Here is a 17,984-nt window from a genome sequence, read left to right as displayed (position 1 = left end):
TTAAAATTCCCGCTTCGTTACGCCCGATTCCTCAGTGACATTCTCACCAAGAAGACCGGCAGGACGGAAGAGAAGCACTGCAATCAGAACAGCAAATGCGAAGATATCGCGATACTCGGTTCCCAGAACACCATGGCTCACAATCGGCAATAATGCAGTCCCGAATACTTCGAGGAAGGCCAGCACAAAACCACCGATCATTGCACCAGGAATAGACCCAATGCCGCCAAGAATTGCAGCCGTAAATGCTTTCAGACCGACAACAACACCCATTGTTGGACTGACAAGACCGTAATAAGAACCATATAAAACGCCGCCCAAGGCACCAAGACCGGGGCCAACGAAGAAAATAAGACTGATTGTTCTGTTGACATTGACGCCGAGAAGAGCAGCCGTGTGATGGTTTTCCGCAACAGCTCGCACCAATACACCCAGTCGCGTGCGATTGATAAGGAACTGCAACGCATACATAAGTACGATCGATAGGGTTACGATAAAGATCTGCAGATAAGTGATACTTGCACCAGCAATCTCAAAACGCTCAGGATCAACAAGTGCTGGAAAAGCGATTGGCTGCGGCCCGGCGATCAACTGCATCGCCGCTTGTAGGGCCATCGAAACGCCCAGCGCACTGAGCATGGGTGCCAGTCTGCTTGAGTTACGAAGAGGCTTATACGCAGCGCGTTCGGTAATAACACCCACGGAGCCGACAGCAACAAATGTCACAGCCATCACAAGCATGACTACGAACACGTAAGAAAAGCCACTTGCAACCGCGAAAGCTGACAAGGCCACCAGAGCGACATAGCCGCCGAGCATGAACATCTCGCTATGCGCAAAATTGATAAGACGCAGAACGCCGTAGACCATCGTATATCCGAGGGCGATAAGCGCATAAATAGCACCGATCGTCAGAGCGTTGATCGTTTGTTGAATGATGAGACTGGTCATATGAGATTAGCCTTGGATGACAGCAATTCAAACGCGCGGCAGCCAAATGTTGCGCTTGCGTTTAAAAATATTGTCATTGAAATCAGGCGGTGGACTGTTTTTTTACACAGCCCACCGGTTCACAAATTTAATCAGCCGGCCTGACCGACCATCTTGAATTCGCCGTCCTTGATTTCATAAAGATACATTGGAGCGACTGTGCGCTCACCAACATCGGTGAACTTGACATGACCAAGCATCGTATCCAGCTCAACACCCTTCAAAGCAGGGAGCAAATCAGAACGTGTTGGCTCGGCAGCATTCTTTAAAGCTTCTGCAACGATCTGACCGCTTACATAGCCGTAAATCGAATAAGGCCCAACTTCCTGACCAAAGCGCTGCTTGTAACGCTCTCCAAATGAGACGAGTTCAGGCGTTGCATCCGCAGGTGGAATCGGGAAAGTCAAAATAACATTTGCAGCCGCTTCCTTGCCTGCCTGCGCAACGAAATCAGGTGTAAAGGCACCATCCGGCACCAATAGTTTCGCATCCAGCCCCTGCTCACGCATCTGCTTTGCAAAGAGAGCAAGCTGAGGCATCACAGCACCCATATAAACCACATCAGGCTTTGCTGATTTAAGCTGAGTAATGACAGCTGTGAAATCAACATCCGTTGGATTAACCGACGAAGTGGACTGGATTACACCGCCCCTTTTCTTGAAGTCATCCGCAAAAATTTCCGATACGCCCTGACCAAATGCCTGCTTGTCATTGACGATGACAGCATTCTTCGCACCCAGCTTATTAATGGCATACTCAGCTGAAAGCTCGCCCTGCGCAAAATCGCTTGCAGTTGGACGGACAATATTTTCAGCACCTTGCTTGGTGATATCCGGGTTAGAGCCAAGGACAGCCTCCGGCATATCGCAATCAGAATAGATTGACTGCGCTGCAAGCTGAACACCACTGTTCAGATGTCCGATTACTGCAACGATACTGTCATCATCACAGAATTTCTGAGCAACAAGTGTACCTTCCTTCGGATCGGCCTTATCATCCTGTCGAACTAAAGACAGCTTTTTACCGTTTACGCCACCTGCAGCATTAAGCTCTTCAAAATAAAGATCAGTGCCGTTGAAAAGCGTCGTGCCGAAGATCGCCTGCGGGCCGGTAAGCGGTGCAGTAGCACCAATCTTGATATCTTCAGCATAAGCAGCACCGCACAGGAGAGTTGCCACCGAAAAAGAAAGGAGTATGCGCTTCATTAGATCCACCTCAATGGTTATTTGTTATCTGTTATAACACATAACTAGCATGCACAAATTCCCCTCGCAATGTCTTTTTTCAAAGACGCCTGTGTGCCAACCCGCTTCTGTAGTTTAGTCACCACTTAATTCTAATTTTGTGCGAAAAGGTATTGCAAAACCAGCAAGGCTCAATTGAGTTTTGTTATTTTATATGGATTATGTGCCGATTTCATTTGCTCTGGCCTCGGTTTCATTCCGGTCTTTAGAGAACATTCTATATCAGCAAATCATAGAAATGAGTGAAGCATTATGCGGCTCGTATCGCACACACCAGTAACGTGACACGCTGTCAAGTTGACTCAGTTTTACATATTAAGCTTTCAATCCTTGGATAAGGGATTGCGTCTTTTGCCTATAATGACCTTGCCCCATTGAATTAATCCATTTTGAAATCAGCTCTGGCTCATTGAGAGGATCAGAAAATGAAGCGCAACCGTTTCACAAAAGAACAGATCATCTGTCTTCTGAAGGAGTACGTGGCGGATATGCCGGTCTCGGAGCTTTACCGCAAACACGGCGTCAGCGATGCCAGCATCTAAAAATGGAAGGCGAAGTTGGTGGCATGGAAGTGTCGCAACGCCTGAAATGCCAAAGAAACATTATAATTCAGGAGGAATCTTCCCCTTGTAGCCCAACGACTGTGAGATGTTTTGAGCCGCGTGAAAAACTGCATCGACCTGATAAGGAGATGCGGGAAAGCTAACGTTCTGTATAGAGCCAACAATAGCGAGCGTTCCTGCCAGCGTAGAGTTTCCATCAAATATTGGTGCTGCGATGGCATTAATGCCTAACGTATCTTCATTGGGTGAACTTGCGAAACCCAAAGCTGCAACCGACCGGCACTCAGCTTCGAGTTTCTGGGCGTCGGTAATAGTTTTTGATGTAAGAGCACGTAACTCTTTACGTTTGATTTGTGCGAAAAGAGCGTTGCTGCCGTAAGCGAGCGCAATCTTACCTTGTGCAGTTGCGTGAAGATCAAGTGAGCTGCCGACCCTAACACCAATCTCTAGATTTGACTTTCCCAACAAAGTCATAACAACCGTCAATCCACGTGGGCCGATGGTTGAAACAACAACAGTTTCGCCGATCTTGTCCCGCAAAGCTTTGACAGGCTCTTGCGAGACCTGGAGTATGCCGATGCGGCCAGCGGCCGCCTGACCCAGCAGATAAGATCTTACCCCCATGTGATAACGTTGGGTCACATGGTTTTGCGCCAAATATCCGCGCTCCACAAGTGTCTGAAGATGACGAAAAACGGTGCCTTTGGTGGTGTCCAGTTTAGTGGCCAGTTCGCTGACGCCGATTTCGCCATCCTCCGACGCCACAGCCTCCAGAACGTCGAAAGCCAGGTGCAGTGACTTGATGCCGTTTTCGCGTTTATGATTGTCGGTCACAATAAGCGCTTATCCCTTAAAAAAAGACTTTACGGACATCCGCGAGGTCTGCGCGTCTTTGGTGAGACGATACTCAATTCTATCTTTGATAGTGTTATGGCTTTTTAAATGCAAATGCACATTATGATCACAACTTACGCTTGCCAGAAATGTTCAAAGTATCCAGAGGATAACAATCATGTATGGAGCGCCTCAGTGGCACTCCATTTAAGAAATATTGCTTGCTCCTTAGAGGCTGGCTGCGACCTCATCGAGTGATTCACCCAGCGCCTGAAGAATAATATCAATTTCAGATGGTTTGATTATCAGCGGCGGCGCACAAACAAGCGTATCACCCAGAGCTCGAAGCAAAACACCGCGCTTACGCAATTCATCCGAAACACGCTGCGCAACTTTCAGCGATGGGTCAAATGGAAGCTTGCCGGATTTGTCTGCAACAAATTCGAGCGCCCCCATTAAGCCAATTCCACGAACCTCCCCGATCAGCTCATGATCGGCAAAGCGACGCAAGCCATCCTGAAACTGAGGTTCCAACGCCTTTACTGTGGCCACGATATCCATTTCATCGTATATTTTCACAGCTTCCAGCGCGACCGCCGCCCCTACAGGGTGGCCACCATAGGTAAAACCATGGCCAAAGCCGCCAAACTCATGGGTGCGATCAGCAAGAACCTGATATATGGCGTCGGAAATCAGCAGTGCCGAGATCGGGAAATATGCAGAAGACAGCCCCTTGGCGCAGGTCAACATATCCGGCTTGATACCCATCCTGTCGCAGCCCCAATAAGCCCCCGTACGGCCAAAACCGCAGATCACCTCATCGGCAACAAACAAAATGTCATATTTCTTGAGGACTGCTTGCACCTTATCAAAATAGGTTGCAGGCGGGACGAGAACGCCGCCCGTACCCATCACCGGTTCTGCAAAGAACGCTCCAATAGTTTCAGGTCCTTCACGAAGAATAGTCTCTTCCAGTTCGGCAGCCAATCTGGTGGCGAATGCTTCATCGCTTTCACCTGGCTTTGCATTGCGATACGCATGCGGCGCTGTAACGGTGATAAAGCCATCTATTGAGATACCAAAGCCTTTATGCATGTTTGGCAAACCAGTCAGACTGGCAGAAGCAATCGTTGTGCCATGATAGCTTTTTTGCCGGGAAATTATCTTGCGCTTTTCTGGACGCCCCAAGGCTGACTGATAATACCATACAAGCTTTATTGCCGTATCAACTGCCTCTGAGCCCGAACATTGAAAGAGCACTTTGGACATCGAACCCGGCGACTTGGCTAGAAGTGCCTGGGCCAGATCTATTGTCGGCTGATTGCCGCGATGAGCAAAAATCTGCTGATATGGCAGTGAAAGCGACTGCTGATATGCTGCATCCGCAAGCCGGCGTTCGCTGAAGCCCAGCGACGCACACCACAATCCCGCCATGCCCTCAATGAAACGGTTCCCCTCAGAGTCGATCACATAAATACCGTCTCCTTTTTGGATCACCATTGGCCCGACTTTTTCATGAAGCCGTGCATCTGTTTGAGGGTGCATGTGCCCTTCTATATCGCGATCATGCGCAGAATTGCTTAACATAACTCTATCTCCGTACCGTAATATGAAACACAATACCGTATAGCGTAACATTGTTCATTTGAACATGGCATCAATCTGGGTTACGATAATCAAAAATAAGAATGAACTTATCGCTGACGGTGTCTTAGGGTCAGGACCCATTAATTTGATGAGAATGGCATCTGAAATGACAAGATTTGCCCAAATATTCAAAGCGAGAGACGTGAGGACCGGGGTGTTCCCCCCGGTTGAGCGGCTCGACGCAGCAGATCGTCACGTCATTTCGATGTCCGAAGGATGTGGCCCATCCGCCCGGCCTACTTCGTCGGAAAGTCTTGAAAATGAACCACATTTCCTTCGCCTTTCCTTCTCGTATCCAAACGGATGGCCTCACACCATTCCCGTCAAATTAATGAGTCCTGACCCTAAACTTGGCAAACATATTGGCGATAGAAAAGCCAATCATTGGTACATTCGGACTCAGATCATTAAACGTGAGCAGATATGTGATGGTAATTTCATTAAATGAAACTTCTAGCAAAGAAAATCTATATGATGCCGTATGAAACGCGAAATATTCGTTTATCTATCGTGACATTTAGAAAATAGTATGGATCACTGAATGAAATTAATGTCCTCGAAATAGAAAACTATTCGCTAAAAGAGATGGAATCTACGAATGGTCGCCGTGGAAATGCAGACAGATATCAGCACTCAAAATGCTGCAATCGGAAATATGTTAAAGGCAACACAACCTTCAGTGATTGCAACCTTTCGCAGCGTCAAAAAGAATTATGGTGCTTATATAGCGATCAGCAATCTTGATCTTGATGTTTACAACGGCGAGTTTCTGACACTTCTCGGCCCGAGCGGCTCCGGCAAGACGACCACCCTGATGATGCTTGCCGGTTTCGAAAAGCCTAATTCTGGTGAAATTCATATCAATGGCGAAGATGTTACACGTTGCGCACCGTATGATCGTGGCATGGGGGTCGTGTTTCAAAGCTACGCATTGTTCCCCCATATGACGGTAGCCGAAAATCTCGCCTTTCCTCTGGCTGTACGTAAAATACCAAAGGCTGAACGTGACAGACTTGTCACAAGAATGCTGGACCTCATCCAACTGCCTTCCGTTGGCGACCGCAAACCGCAACAACTGTCCGGCGGGCAGCAACAGCGTGTCGCCCTCGCGCGCGCACTCGTTTACGAGCCTCGTATCGTGCTTATGGATGAGCCTTTGGGCGCCCTCGACAAAGCCTTGCGTGAAACCATGCAGATGGAACTGAAGTCCCTGCATGCACGTCTTGGTATTACCTTTGTCTATGTCACCCACGATCAGGATGAGGCCCTGACCATGTCGGACCGTATCGCTGTGTTCAACAAAGGAAAAATCGCACAAATTGCACCGCCTGAAGTTATCTATAAACGCCCTTCGGACAGGTTTGTCGCGGGCTTTGTCGGCGAAGCCAATCTCATTGATGCCGAGGTTCTTGAGATCAAAACAGGTCGTGCGAGCGTCAAGACCCGCGATGACGCTATCCTTTCCGGAATTGCATCAGGCGATCTTGCTGTTGGAAAATCAGCCGCGATTTTCAGCCGCCCGGAGGAAGTACAGATCGTTCCAGCTTCGGCAGCAGGTCTGCATGGTGAGGTGAATTCTGTTATTTTTCACGGCGATCACCTGCGGATCCATATCACCACAGATGCAGGACAGGTCATTCATATCAAGGAGAATTCTGCTGGTCGAAATAGCCGGGTTAAGCCCGGTGATCGCGTTGCACTGAAATTCCCCGAAGAAAGCTGCGTCATCATTCCTTAATTGAAAACTGCACCACACAACCTCTCAGGCGCAACAAAGCCGACTAAAACTTCGAATTATGCACTGTCAATAATCATAAAGGGAACAGAAAATGGCATTCATAAATGGAAAAATCCTTCTTGCCGCGACAATTGTTTTAGGATTGCCGAGCGTAAGCAGCGCACGTGATCTCACTGTGACATCATGGGGTGGCACCTTTCAGGATGCACAGCGCAAGGCTATTTTTGAACCGTTCACCAAGGAAACAGGCAAAAAACTGATCGAAGACTCCTGGGATGGAGGCATTGGTATTCTGCGCACAAAATCTGAAGCCGGTGACGGCGGTTGGGACGTTGTCCAAGTAGAATCCGAAGAACTGGAACTTGGATGTTCTGAAGGCCTGTTCGAGGAAATAGACTTTGATCGCGCAGGTGGAAAAGACGCTTATGTGGCAGGTGCTGTCAGCCCATGTGGCGTAGGATCTGCAATTTATAATTTCGTGGTCGCTTATGACACTACGGTCTTCAAGGATGGTCCAAAAAACTGGGCTGACTTTTTCAATCTTGAAAAATTTCCAGGCAAACGCGCTCTCCGTCAGGGACCGAAAGGCAACCTCGAAATTGCCCTGATGGCTGATGGTGTCGCACCAGCGGATGTCTATGCAACACTCAAGACCGCAGAAGGTGTTGACCGGGCATTCAAGTCGCTTGATCGCATCAAGCCAAATCTCGTTTTCTGGAAAGCCGGTGCGCAGCCTATGCAGTTGCTTGCCTCTGGCGAAGTCGCCGCGACGTCAACATATAACGGTCGTGTCACAACAGCCATCAATGTTGATAAAAAGCCCTTCAAACTGGTTTGGAACGAGTCTCTTCAAACAACAGACAGCTGGGTTATTCTTGCCAACTCCCCTAACAAGGATGCAGCCTATGAGTTCCTCGACTTTGCGTCGAAGGGAGAATATCAGGCACAAATCCCGTCTTATCAGCCAATTGGCGTGACTTCGAAGGCAGCACTTGAACTGATCGACAAGAAGATCCTTGCCGACTTGCCAACCGCACCGGAAAACGCAGCCAATGTGCTCAAAATCGACGATGCTTTTTGGATCGATAACATTGATACTCTGAACGCCAGATGGACAACCTGGTCAGCGAACTAATTTGGGTCTGAAGAAGCATAAAGCCGCGCCATTAAAGATGCGGCGCAAAACAGACGTTTGAGCATTTCGATCGAATTGATCCGATCGAAATGCACTGTAATCCAGTAAAGGGATCAGGCATGGCAACCATTTTTTCCAGAGAGCGCTTTGGCAGCTATGTCCTGATCGCCCCTTTATTAGTGTTTATGATCGCAGTATTTCTTGTGCCCCTTGGGATGGTGATGTGGCGGAGCTTTTCCGATACGGAGCTGATAACGGCACTTCCCGAAACAGCCGCAGTGCTTGACCAGTGGGACGGAATTAATTTACCGCCCGAAGCAGCTTTCGACACGCTGGCCGATGAGATCAAAAATGTCGCTCCCGCTCGTCTCGCCTCACTTTCAAGACGCCTCTCCTACGAAAACCCCAGCGCTCGCGAATTGCTTACAGGTACAAAACGCAAAATTGGCGATGCCGCGCCGGGTAGCGGACGCGAACGACTGGCGGCCACGGATAAGCGCTGGGAAGAACCCAGTACCTGGCAGGTTATGAAAAGGGCGAGTGGCCCGGTAAATAGCTATCATATTCTGTCTGCCCTTGATCTGAAGCGCGACTATGGAAATGGTATTGTGCAAGCACGACCAGAGGGAGGCATCTACCGAGATGTCATGATGCGGACATTCAGCATCGCCGCCATAACGACAATAGTTTGCATCATTCTGGCCTTCCCGCTTTGTGCCTTTCTTGCAGGACGATCAGACCGTACAAGAAACTTTCTGCTGATCATTGTGCTTTTACCATTCTGGACATCCATTCTGGTTCGTACCACGGCATGGATCGTGCTGTTGCAGGATCGCGGTGTGATCAATTTGGTGCTGCAAAATCTTGGTATTATCGATCAACCGCTGGGATTACTTTTCACCCGAACCGGGGTTATCATTGCCATGGTGCATGTCATGCTGCCGTTCCTTATCTTCCCACTGCTTGGGTCGATGCGAGCTGTTGATCCGCGCCTGATGCGGGCTGCTGCCTCGCTTGGCGCCCGCCCGCTCTATGCATTCTTCCGGGTTTACCTGCCGCAGGTCGTTCCCGGATTGATGGCTGGAGCAATGCTGGTCTTCATCATCACGATCGGCTTTTATATCACGCCTGCGCTCCTCGGCGGACCAGGAGACCAGATGGTCGGTTACTATATCTCCATGTTCACGACCGCTACCCTCAACTGGGGACTTGCCTCCTCGCTGGGCCTCTTCCTTCTTATCATAACTGCCGTGTTGTTTACGCTTCAAAGACGTTTCTCGCGCGGCGGAATTAATCTGGGTTGATGACGATGATTGCCACACAAAAATATTCGCCCGGAAAATTGCTTCTGGCACTTATATCCGGGCTCGTTCTAGGCTTCCTCATTCTGCCTATTCTGGTAATCATACCCTTGTCATTTAATGACTCACGCTATCTCGCATTGCCGTTTGAGGGCTTTACGTGGCGCTGGTATCAGGATTTCATTTCTTCACCGACATGGCGGGAAGCCCTGATAAACAGTATCGCCATCGCGTTGGCCACGACGGTGCTGTCAACCATTCTTGGCACCGCAGCAGCAATTGGTCTGGCAAACGGAAAAGTCAGGGGCAGAAAGCTCATTGAAACGCTTCTTTTAGCACCGCTCATCGCGCCTGCCGTCATAGTCGGTGTGGGTATCTATTTCATTTTTTCGATGCTCGGCCTGACACAGACCATGTTTGGTCTCATTCTGGCGCATACGGCATTGGCAGCCCCATTTGTAGTGGTCACGGTAGGCGCAGCAATGACAGCGCTTGATCAACGCCTTCTCTGGGCTGCTGCCAGTATGGGGGCACGCCCATTGCACGCTTTTCGAAAAATTACTCTGCCAATCATTTCACCGGGGATTATATCAGGTGCATTATTTGCCTTCACAGCATCCCTTGATGAAATTGTGATCACGCTGTTTCTGGCCGGACCGGGTCAAAGAACACTGCCAAGGGAAATGTTCTCGGCAGCACGCGACACGATCACCCCTACGCTCGCAGCGGCGGCAACAACGATGATCGTTTTCTCAACCGTTTTACTTGTGACCTCGCTTTTCGTGAAAGGCCGGGCGCAAAACAATACGACCAGAAGCTGATTTGAAACAATGCGTTTTGATGCGCAGATTGCGCATCAAAACGTATATCGGCATTCAATCCCAGTGGGATTAGAAATCAGTCAGCCCGACTGATCTTCCCACATGAGCAGATCCACCTCATCCGTGACATGTTCAATATGTTGTATCTGAGCTGCCCTGTCGGGCAGAATGCTTTTCATCTGATTTAAAAGCCGCAGCCAGAGCAGATGTGGCGCTTGCAAACAGACCAACATCGCTACCTACAGCAACAAATGTTGCGCCAAGATCAATATAGCGACGAGCCAGACGGTTATCGGCTGTCAGAATTCCCGCAGCTTTGCCTGAGGCAACAATTCTCAACAGGGCATCTTCGACCACAGACTGAACCTCAGCTGCGCCCGGACGTCCGAGAAAACCGAGATCCGCAGCCAGATCTGCCGGACCGATAAAGACACCATCGATGCCATCCACATTCAAAATCGCATCAAGCGACGCAATTCCACGCCGGCTTTCAACCTGAACCAACAGGCAAATCTGGTCATCGGCTGTTTTTAAATAATCAGCCGTTCGATTAAATGCAGATGCACGGGCAAGTGCAGCCCCGACACCCCGCACCCCATTTGGAGGATAGCGTGTTGCATCAACAAGAGCTTTTGCCTGTTGTGCTGTTTCGACCATCGGAACGAGTATGGTTTGCGCGCCAATATCAAGGACTTGCTTGATCATCCATATCTCGCCAACGGGTAAGCGGATAACAGGATGGCTGGATATGCCGATAGAATGCAGTTGCGCCAGCATGCTGCGAATGTCATTGGGAGCGTGCTCCCCATCAATCAACAGCCAGTCAAACCCTGCACCCGCAGCAATCTCGGCGGTGTAGGCATTAGCAAGGCCAAGCCATAGCCCGATCTGAAGTTGCTGATGTTTAAGAGCAGCTTTAAAATTATTGGGATTTACTGGCATTTTCACTCCGATTGAAAGTGGCAGCTCACAGTGCCCAGACTGCCATAATCGGCAAAGATTGTTGAGCCAGATAACGCTTCAATGGGGCGAATGAACGAGCCTGAGAGAATAATTTCGCCCGGTAATATTGCCTCACCAACTTCAGCTAGCCGGTTTGCCAGCCACGCCACGGCGGTTGCTGGATTATTTAAAACACCTGCCCCCAGACCGGTTTCTTCAACCGAACCGTTGCGGGAAACAATGGCCCCAATCCACCGCATATCCACGTCCAGCGGTTTCACACAGCGACCACCCAACACGACACCCGCATTAGCGGCATTATCAGCAATTGTATCGAGCACATTTCGTGTTTTTTTTGTCTGCTGATCGACACGTACAATGCGCGTATCAAGTATTTCAAGCGCAGGCTGTAAAAAGGCCGTCGCGTTCAGAACATCGATGGCTGTCGCATCAGGCCCCTGTAAACCATCCTTCATAATGAAGGCAATTTCTGCCTCGACGCGCGGCTGTATGAAGCGGCCTGCCGGTATCACGCCGCCATCTTCAAACATCATGTCGTCCAGTAACACGCCTGAATCAGGAATATCAATGTTAAGAGCAGATTGCATAGCCTTTGATGTCAGGCCAATCTTACGACCGATGCTATAGCGGCCTTGCGCATATTTTTGTCGCATCCATTCAGCCTGAATCGCATAGGCATCATCCATGCTCATCGAAGGATTGGCCAGACTGATCAGACCTGTCTGACTCCGTGTTTTTTCAGCTTTCGCAAGATTGCGGGCGCAGGCTTCAATCTGTTCGCGGGTCATCATGTGCAAGATTCCTCATCGACAACGCGATTGGCCAGAAGACCAACGCCTTCGGCCTCAACCTCAACGAGGTCTCCCGGCTTCAGCCAGACTGGAGGATCAAAACGGACACCAGCGCCGGTTGGCGTGCCTGTTATAATAATATCACCGGGGATCAACGTGGCGAAAGTGGAGATATATGCAATCAGTTCGCGAAAACTGAATGTCATGCGACTGGTGCGATCCTCCTGCCGCAGCTCTCCATTGACACGCGTTGTCAGACGAATATCAGCAATCTGATCCTCATGATCAAATGGAACCAGCCATGGACCCAATGCACCGCTTCGATCAAAGTTCTTACCCTGGGTTACGTTGAACTTCGCATGCCTGACCCAATCACGAACCGTACCTTCGTTGCATAGCGTGATTGCAGCAATGTGAGACAGCGCATCGCACTGCGCAATATGGCGACCGGCCTTGCCGATCACCAGTGCCAGTTCTCCCTCATAATCGAGCTGATGCGAAACGGATGGCCGCACCAGCAAATCACCATGACCAACAAACGAAGTGGGAAAACGAACAAACAGCGATGGATTGACCGGGGCAGACTGGCCATCCTTATATTCCTCATTCCGATCTGGATAATTCACACCCACACAGATAATTTTTTGCGGTCTGGCAAGTGGAATGAGATAGGATAGTTCATCTAAAGCGCAGTCTGCTGACAAGCCTGAAAGCTTGCCGCGCAGCGTGCCAAGACCTGCAGACGCAATCACATGCCCAAGGTCACGGAATTCTGGATAGCGATTGCCAAGATCGATAAAACCATGCTGCGTTACAGCACCAAATGTTTCACATCCATTAATAACTACGCTGGCTAACTGAAGTCTTGCTGTCATGGCGTGACCTCAGCCATCTTGTTGAAACCGAACAGATATGCGGGATTATCGACAAGGATTTTCTGACGCTGCTGCGCGTCAGGCGCATAGCGAAACAGCAAGTCAAACAAATCGCCATCATTCGGCGGTTGTTTTTTTGAAAGCGGATGAGGCCAGTCGGTCGCCCACAGCACCCGGTCCGGAGCGGCAGCAATATAGCGCTGCGCGATCGGCACAACATCGTTCCATGGTGCACCGCTGCGCGAAAACTTGTGGCCATTCGAGAGCATGACCCAGAAATTGCCACGCTTAAGCAGCTCTTCTGTAGCAAGCACGGTTTCTGATTCCGGGCCATTTGTCATATCTGGTCGGCCCATATGGTCAATGATAACCGGAATATCGATGTCACTGATCTGCGATAGCGCATCTGTAATTCCGTTCTCGCTCGGCTGAATCTTAATGTACCAGCCAAGTTCACGCGCCCGATCGACCGAACGCGAAAAACTATCCGCAGAAGTTACAAGATTGACTGAACTGAGGAAATTAAACCGCGCACCTCTAACGCCAGCGGAATTAAGCCGCTCTATTTCTGTGTCGCTTAAGGAAAGGGATGCCGCCACCGTGCAGCCTCTATATTCTGGGCCAGCAACCTCAAGAGCATCAAGCAATATCCTGTTATCACTGCCATAGGTGGTCGATTGAACGATGACACCGCGCTCAATCCCAAGAGTACGATGCATACGCAAAGCTTCGTCAATCGTTGCATCCGGCATTTCATAAGCTGCGCCCTGTCGTACAGGATATTTCAGCGGATCACCAAAAGGATGAAACTGACTGTCGCAACTTCCTGCAGGAGCCTTGTTGCTGGGGCGGCGCGGTTCGGGATCAAAGGGAAAATAATCTGACATATTGTTCGTCCGGATCAGTCTTTGTCGAGAATAGCGACAATGTCACATTGGATCAGCAATTCAGCACGCATATGCCCCTGATGGGCATGACGGGCCGGGCGGTTTAAAGGATCAGGGAACATCGCTTCCCATTGGCTATTCAGTGCGATCCGATCATCAGGGTTTCTGAGCCATATAGTGAACTTAACGATATCGTTAACGCTGCCACCTGCCGTTTCAACAATATGGCGGACATTGGAAAACATGCATTCACATTGCTCTTCCAAAGTGGCCGGAATGACGCCTGTGCTGCTGTCCACACCGTTAATAACACTGGACATCAGCACACCTCTCACCACAGACGCATTCGGGATTGGATTGCGGTGGGATGCGCCTGGAAGAAAAACACTTCGCCTGACCATATCACTCATTATGACACCTAAATTTCACTTAATGAAACAATCATTTAATGAGCGTATTCGTAAAATGCAAAAAATCCAATAATATACTTTACTTTTTTACCTGAATGCTGCGTAGTATCGAATAATATCAGGATTTAGTTTCAATCAATGAAAATGAGTCAAATCATGCAGATCACCTATCAGCAATTATTGCGTAACAAGTGCCTTGTTAACGGACAGTGGCTTGGAAATGCGCATAATCCCGTTTTCAATCCTGCGACGGGTGAACAGATTGGCGAAACGCCATCTCTTGATCAGGCGGACATCATCGCAGCCGTCGAGGCCGCCGAAGCAGCCTTCCCGTCATGGTCAGCCCGTCTGGCTAAGGATCGCGCCAAAATCATGAGACGCTGGTCTGATCTTCTGTTGGAGCACATTGATGATCTTGCGCTGATCCTGACCAGCGAACAGGGCAAACCGATTGCTGAAGCACGGGGAGAAATTGTTGCCAGTGCAGCGCAAATAGAATTCTTTGGTGAAGAAGCGAAGCGTATCTACGGCACCACAATACCCAGCCATGTTGAGGGTGCGCATGTCATTGTCAATCGACAACCCATAGGTGTTTGCGCTGCCATTACACCATGGAACTTTCCGGCTTCGATGATCGCACGCAAAGTCGCGCCAGCACTCGCTGCCGGATGCACTGTTGTCTGCAAACCAGCCCCTGATACACCTCTGATTGCCCTTGCCCTTGCTTTTCTAGCGCTTGAAGCCGGCGTTCCTGCAGGCGTCCTCAATCTCGTCACGGGCGACGCCAAGCTGATTGGAAATATCCTGACCTCACATCCGGCTATACGCCTTGTCAGCTTTACCGGATCAACAGATGTCGGCAAACTTCTGATGTCGCAGGCTGCTTCCACCGTTAAGAAACTATCGCTGGAATTGGGGGGTAATGCTCCCTTCATCGTTTTTGATGATGCTGACCTTGATGCTGCCATTCAGGGTGCGCTTGCGGTGAAGTATCGAAATATGGGCCAGACCTGCGTCAGCGCCAACCGCCTGTATATTCAAAGCGGCATTTACGACCGTTTTGCTGAGCAATTATCCGAACGTGTAGCACAATTCACCGTAGGCAACGGCATTGATACGTCCGTCTCACAAGGGCCGCTGGTAAACGCTGCAGCTGTCAGCAAAGTCGAGCGGCATGTTCAGGATGCGCTCGCAAAAGGCGCAAATCTGGTAGCCGGCGGCAAGAGGCATGCCCTTGGCGGAAACTTCTTTGAACCAACCGTTATGACAAATATTTCATCGGATATGCTTGTTTGTCGTGAGGAAACCTTTGGTCCGCTGGCCGCACTCATTCGTTTTGAAAGCGAAGAGGAACTGATCAGTCTGGCAAACGATTCTGTGTCCGGCCTCGCGGCCTATTTTTACACACGCGACCTGGGTCGGGCACTTCGACTGAGTGACAGGCTGGAAAGCGGAATGATTGGAGTCAATTCCACTCAGATCGTCGCCGAGACGGTTCCTTTTGGCGGGGTAAAGCAATCAGGTCTGGGACGCGAAGGCTCGCATTTTGGTATAGAGGAAGTTACGGAAGTCAAATATATCTTGCTCGGCGGACTGAACGCGCTCTAGTTTAGAGCAAAATCATGCAGTAGTTTACCAATGTGGCGAATCTGAAATTCACATCACTTTGGAGCAGGGTTTTGATCGGATTTCAGATTCGCCACACGAGTGTCAAAGCGATCCTTACAGGCCAAGAAATACACTCAATGGCCAGAGACAGCCATCGCGCAGAGTAACTGTAGATATTAAGGTGTATATTGCAAAGTCTGGATCGTTTCGCAAAAATTCTGAAAGCGCTGGCGGGAGCCGATAAGTCTGGCCTGCGTCTTTCCCAGGTTGCGCGGCTCACCGGTCTCGGCCTCCCAACCACATTGAGATTACTGGAAGCACTTGTAAAACAGGGTTTTGCCGAGGCTGATCGTGATCAGAAGTCATTCAGCCTGGGACCGGAGCTGGTCTTTCTCGGAATGGCGGCAACACGGAGTTTTCCCGTTGCTCAGCTCGCAAGAGATGCGCTGCTTAATCTTGCTGGCATGACAGGTGATACGGCCTATCTGACACTCCGCAGCGCAAACCATACAATTTGTCTTGACCGTGTACTGGGCAGCTATCCGGTGCAAACCATGACAATTCAGGTCGGCGATCAGCGACCTCTCGGCGTGGGTGCAGCGAGTATCGCCATACTCGCAACACTGACAGAAGCTGAGGCCGATGAAATCCTGCTGCAAAATCAGGAGGCTTTTAAACAGTTTCCGGACATCACGACTGAACGCATCCGCAACGATGTTAATAAAGCACGCACCCTTGGATATGCGCATACGCAGAACCATGTCGTGCCAGACGTATGGGCTGTTGCGCACGCAATCACCGATCCATTCGGCAAGGCAATAGGTGCCGTTACAACCGCAGCAATTGCATCGCGTTTCAAAGATGACAGACTTTTATTTCTACACGAAACCGCCAAGATCGCTGCAACTGAAATCGAAAAGCGAATTACAAGCCACCCACATTTTTAAAACGCCAATCTGATTGATAAGATCGGCGTTCTAAATCCGGCACCCTTACTATCAGCCTGACAAGCCAAGTACTGCTGCTGCATTGGTTGCGACCATCTTGTGGATGTCCTCATCGGAATAACCAAGATCCATCAGAATGCTGACGCCGCGCTTGAAGCCTTCCAGCGGATCAACAACGCCGACCTGTCCAAGATCGGAGCAGATGATCGTTTTATCAATGCCTGCTGCACTCACCAATGACTTCATGTCGTCTGGCGTGCATGTTTTGAACTTTGAACCCTTCACGAAAAAAGCCAGTGAGTGCTCCACATATGCGCCCATTGCAGCAATGCCTTGCACATCCTCAAGCGAGGCGCCCACCACATCTTCAGGATGGGTAAAGATAAGGCGTTCAACACCACGCCGTTTTGCTTCCTCAAAAACGATCCATGTTTCGCTAACATGAATATGACCGCTCGCAAGAGTCATGTTGTTTTTCGCAATGATGTCGAGAATTTCTTTAAGCGCATCAACAACCTGATTCTGCTCATCAAGAACGGGCACCGGCGATGCAGAACGCATCTTCTGCGTTGAAGCGGGATGCGCCCAGCTACCGGTTTTCTCCCATTTCAAATGGTTTTCAGCTGCAAGAGTTGGCAACCATACGATTTTTCCACCCATTGCGGCGGTATGTTCCACGGCATAAGGATTAAGGCCTCCAACAACGTTGTTGAGAACAATTCCTGAAAAAATCTTTGTCTTGAGATCCGGATAATGGCTTGCAATCAATTGAGCCGTCGCAACGCCCGCATAATCATGATCTTTTGTTACAGCTGCAATAAAACCGGCATCTGAATAGATTTTCGCCAGTTCCAGATGATCGACCATGCGCGGCGCAATAGAAGGCCCGCTATGCACATGAGGGTCCACTGCGCCAATCAAAATTCTGGCAATTCTGGCTTCCTGTTCGTCTGTTCTTGTCGGACTGTTTTCCATATCAGTTCCTCCCCTAATATTCAGCATCAGCAAGGAGCTGGCCCGTTGTTCACGACATGACTGAGGCAATGATTGCAAAGACCATGATGTGACAACAAAACTCTTATCTGAATGGCGGCAATTAAAATCCCTGAATAGGGAGCGCCCTTCACGATCCGATGCAAATTGTTAAAACGTTCTCACAGTAAGAACCCTGTTCTCATATGAGCATTTTTCAAACCAGTGTCAATGCTTAAGAATGATCATCAAGCAAGT

At 49.6% G+C, this 17,984-nt stretch carries 16 protein-coding genes and 1 pseudogene; 7 read left to right on the top strand and 10 right to left on the bottom strand.

Going from position 1 to position 17,984, the window contains the following annotated elements:
* Both FHY56_RS13295 and FHY56_RS13290 read right to left on the bottom strand, forming a co-directional pair.
* On the bottom strand, positions 1-951 hold the full coding sequence (locus tag FHY56_RS13295) for a branched-chain amino acid ABC transporter permease (protein WP_140905683.1): 951 nt from the start codon (positions 949-951) through the stop codon (positions 1-3).
* A 131-nt stretch (positions 952-1,082) separates the two neighbouring features.
* Entirely contained in the window at positions 1,083-2,195 is a 1,113-nt protein-coding gene (locus FHY56_RS13290) for a branched-chain amino acid ABC transporter substrate-binding protein (RefSeq protein ID WP_140905682.1), read from the bottom strand.
* A gap of 464 nt (positions 2,196-2,659) precedes the next feature.
* Here FHY56_RS13290 and FHY56_RS18370 point away from each other — a divergent pair.
* Positions 2,660-2,773, top strand: a pseudogene (locus FHY56_RS18370) (transposase); the annotation flags it as partial.
* Positions 2,774-2,836: 63 nt separating this feature from the next.
* On the opposite strand, the gene FHY56_RS13280 reads toward FHY56_RS18370, so the two are convergent.
* Together FHY56_RS13280 and FHY56_RS13275 are read right to left on the bottom strand one after the other, a co-directional pair.
* A complete protein-coding gene (locus FHY56_RS13280; RefSeq protein ID WP_140905680.1) occupies positions 2,837-3,631 on the bottom strand; it encodes an IclR family transcriptional regulator in 795 nt (264 codons plus the stop codon).
* A gap of 228 nt (positions 3,632-3,859) precedes the next feature.
* Positions 3,860-5,218: an aminotransferase gene (locus FHY56_RS13275; RefSeq protein WP_140905679.1), complete on the bottom strand. Its 1,359-nt coding sequence runs from the start codon at positions 5,216-5,218 to the stop codon at positions 3,860-3,862.
* Between the two features lie 715 nt (positions 5,219-5,933).
* Here FHY56_RS13275 and FHY56_RS13270 point away from each other — a divergent pair.
* From FHY56_RS13270 to FHY56_RS13255, 4 genes are all read left to right on the top strand, one after another.
* Positions 5,934-7,016 carry an ABC transporter ATP-binding protein gene (locus FHY56_RS13270; RefSeq protein ID WP_140905727.1) on the top strand — a complete coding sequence of 361 codons (1,083 nt, stop codon included), beginning with the start codon at positions 5,934-5,936 and terminating at the stop codon, positions 7,014-7,016.
* A gap of 91 nt (positions 7,017-7,107) precedes the next feature.
* The gene (locus FHY56_RS13265; RefSeq protein ID WP_140905678.1) at positions 7,108-8,151 is read left to right on the top strand and encodes an ABC transporter substrate-binding protein; all 1,044 of its coding nucleotides are present in this window, start codon (positions 7,108-7,110) and stop codon (positions 8,149-8,151) included.
* Positions 8,152-8,270: 119 nt separating this feature from the next.
* On the top strand, positions 8,271-9,455 hold the full coding sequence (locus FHY56_RS13260; protein ID WP_210240057.1) for an ABC transporter permease: 1,185 nt from the start codon (positions 8,271-8,273) through the stop codon (positions 9,453-9,455).
* Positions 9,455-10,273, top strand: coding sequence for an ABC transporter permease (locus tag FHY56_RS13255; protein ID WP_140905676.1), 819 nt, complete (start codon positions 9,455-9,457; stop codon positions 10,271-10,273). The genes FHY56_RS13260 and FHY56_RS13255 overlap by 1 nt, the downstream gene beginning before the upstream one ends.
* A gap of 132 nt (positions 10,274-10,405) precedes the next feature.
* On the opposite strand, the gene hpaI is transcribed toward FHY56_RS13255, so the two are convergent.
* From hpaI to FHY56_RS13230, 5 genes are read right to left on the bottom strand one after another with little or no spacing between them, the layout of a single operon-like run.
* A complete protein-coding gene (gene hpaI, locus FHY56_RS13250) occupies positions 10,406-11,215 on the bottom strand; it encodes a 4-hydroxy-2-oxoheptanedioate aldolase (protein WP_140905675.1) in 810 nt (269 codons plus the stop codon).
* Positions 11,216-11,217: 2 nt separating this feature from the next.
* Positions 11,218-12,027 carry a 2-oxo-hept-4-ene-1,7-dioate hydratase gene (gene hpaH, locus FHY56_RS13245; protein ID WP_140905674.1) on the bottom strand — a complete coding sequence of 270 codons (810 nt, stop codon included), beginning with the start codon at positions 12,025-12,027 and terminating at the stop codon, positions 11,218-11,220.
* Complete coding sequence (locus FHY56_RS13240; RefSeq protein WP_140905673.1) at positions 12,024-12,902, bottom strand: fumarylacetoacetate hydrolase family protein; 879 nt, start codon at positions 12,900-12,902, stop codon at positions 12,024-12,026. The genes hpaH and FHY56_RS13240 overlap by 4 nt, the downstream gene beginning before the upstream one ends.
* On the bottom strand, positions 12,899-13,789 hold the full coding sequence (locus tag FHY56_RS13235) for an amidohydrolase family protein (RefSeq protein WP_140905672.1): 891 nt from the start codon (positions 13,787-13,789) through the stop codon (positions 12,899-12,901). The genes FHY56_RS13240 and FHY56_RS13235 overlap by 4 nt, the downstream gene beginning before the upstream one ends.
* A 14-nt stretch (positions 13,790-13,803) precedes the next feature.
* Positions 13,804-14,109 carry a RidA family protein gene (locus FHY56_RS13230; RefSeq protein ID WP_210240056.1) on the bottom strand — a complete coding sequence of 102 codons (306 nt, stop codon included), beginning with the start codon at positions 14,107-14,109 and terminating at the stop codon, positions 13,804-13,806.
* A gap of 228 nt (positions 14,110-14,337) precedes the next feature.
* Between FHY56_RS13230 and FHY56_RS13225 the strand changes: the two genes are divergently transcribed.
* On the top strand, positions 14,338-15,807 hold the full coding sequence (locus FHY56_RS13225) for an NAD-dependent succinate-semialdehyde dehydrogenase (protein WP_235889499.1): 1,470 nt from the start codon (positions 14,338-14,340) through the stop codon (positions 15,805-15,807).
* Between the two features lie 188 nt (positions 15,808-15,995).
* Positions 15,996-16,754, top strand: coding sequence for an IclR family transcriptional regulator (locus FHY56_RS13220; RefSeq protein WP_140905671.1), 759 nt, complete (start codon positions 15,996-15,998; stop codon positions 16,752-16,754).
* A gap of 51 nt (positions 16,755-16,805) precedes the next feature.
* On the opposite strand, the gene FHY56_RS13215 is transcribed toward FHY56_RS13220, so the two are convergent.
* Entirely contained in the window at positions 16,806-17,729 is a 924-nt protein-coding gene (locus FHY56_RS13215) for a DUF6282 family protein (protein WP_140905670.1), read from the bottom strand.
* Positions 17,730-17,984: the final 255 nt, after the last annotated feature.

This window comes from Brucella gallinifaecis (genome assembly GCF_006476605.1).
GTDB lineage: Bacteria > Pseudomonadota > Alphaproteobacteria > Rhizobiales > Rhizobiaceae > Brucella > Brucella gallinifaecis.
The sequence above is the reverse complement of the archived record's forward strand: the minus strand, read 5'-3'. Positions and strand labels throughout refer to the sequence as shown.